1 pseudogene is annotated in these 1,013 nt (G+C 66.9%); it reads left to right on the top strand.

The features are described 5' to 3' along the window. Positions 1–765: pseudogene (locus NEI07_RS08450) on the top strand (hypothetical protein); the annotation flags it as partial. Positions 766–1,013: the final 248 nt, after the last annotated feature.

Below are 1,013 nucleotides of genomic sequence, written 5' to 3'. Positions count from 1 at the left end.
CTGAAGGGCCGGCGCGACAAGTTTGTCGCTTCGCTGAACGGCGCTCTGGCGCGCGCGGAAGTCGCTGCGCGTTTCGAGCCGCCGGGCCTGTGGGATGCGCTCGAGCCCTTGGCGCAAACGAGCTTCGCCGCGCTCGTCATCGGCGAGACGGGGCCGGCCCGCGCGCGTCTCCAGCAGCTCGGCGGGTATGGCGCCTTCTGCGCCGATCCCGCGCTTGCGGCAGTGATTGCGGAGGGCGGCGAATTTGCGCAGTCCGCGCGCCTTTCCGCCGAAGCCGCCCCAGCGCGCGGCGCGCCTTCCCTGCTTGCCCGCTACCTCGACGCGTGCGGCGCTCAAGGCATGGCGCCGGCTGGCGTTGACGCCACGCAAGAAGCACGGCTTATGCGCGCGCTCTTGAGGGAACCGGACGTCGCCGCGTTGCGCGAGGCGCGCGTCGCTCTGGCGATCGACGATGGCGTCCGGCGCGAAGCGGCGAAGGCGGCGCGACTCATCGTCGACGCCGCCGCAGTCGAGCGGGCGCGCGCGCATTTCGCGGAAGCTGGCGCGACGGACGCCGCCGACATGCTCGATGCCTATCTTGACGTACGGCGGGCTGGCGGCTGGGCGCCGCCGCACGAAGCGCCGACTCTCGCCGCGCTCGTCGCGCGCGCCGGCGTCGAACTCGACGCTGCGCGGCTCGAAGCAGAAAGCCTCGCGCAGGCGTCGCCGGCTCAGGAGCGGTCGAAGGGATTATTTGCTGCGATGCGCGGTATATTTGGACGCTGAGGATGGCGGCTTCGTCGCTCATGGCTTGCCGCTGTGACGATTGCCCCGAAGCGACAATACGAGATTTGACCACAGGCGCTTTTATAGCAGTCACCCGACAATAAAAGGATCAAGCTGCGGTTCTCACCATTTATGACGTTGCCATTCTGCTTCGTAAGGCGAATAACCTGAGCATGTGATCGATCGTGGCCGATGCACACTTGGCTTAGACCATCAATTCCATGCAAGGTCACGGGTTCAAGAGGACG

Origin of the sequence: Methylocystis suflitae (assembly GCF_024448135.1) — a bacterium.
Lineage (GTDB): Bacteria > Pseudomonadota > Alphaproteobacteria > Rhizobiales > Beijerinckiaceae > Methylocystis > Methylocystis suflitae.
This window is presented reverse-complemented; position numbering and strand designations above follow the sequence as displayed.